A 460-nucleotide genomic window follows, 5' to 3' on the forward strand; every position below is an offset into this window, starting at 1 on the left:
GTTGGCGATCGCGCGGCCGGAAGCCGCCCACGGGAACACCGCTTTGCCGTACTTGATGCCGGCTGCCTTCAACTGGTCTTCCGTCTTGCCAGCCCATGCCACTTCCGGGTCGGTGTAGGCCACCGACGGAATCTGCAGCGCGTCGAAGTACGCTTTCTCGCCATGCGCGGCTTCGGCGGCAACGTGGCCTTCGTGCACGGCCTTGTGCGCGAGCATCGGTTGACCGACGATATCGCCGATCGCGAAGATGTGCGGCACATTGGTGCGCATCTGCTTGTCGACGTCGATGAAGCCGCGATCCGTCACCGCGACGCCGGCCTTGTCCGCGCCGATCTTCTTGCCGTTCGGCGTACGGCCGACGGCGACCAGCACGAGGTCGTAGCGCTGCGCTTCGGCCGGGGCTTTTTCGCCTTCGAACGACACGTAGATGCCGTCGTCTTTGGCTTGCGCACCGGTAGTC

1 protein-coding gene is annotated in these 460 nt (G+C 65.0%); it reads right to left on the reverse strand.

All coding sequences use genetic code 11. From position 1 onward, the window contains the following. On the reverse strand, positions 1-460 hold a 460-nt coding region (locus P0D70_RS36845), incomplete at both ends, for an FAD-dependent oxidoreductase (protein ID WP_408188137.1).

The sequence above is a fragment of the Paraburkholderia sp. RL17-381-BIF-C genome, from assembly GCF_046026435.1.
Classification (GTDB): domain Bacteria; phylum Pseudomonadota; class Gammaproteobacteria; order Burkholderiales; family Burkholderiaceae; genus Paraburkholderia.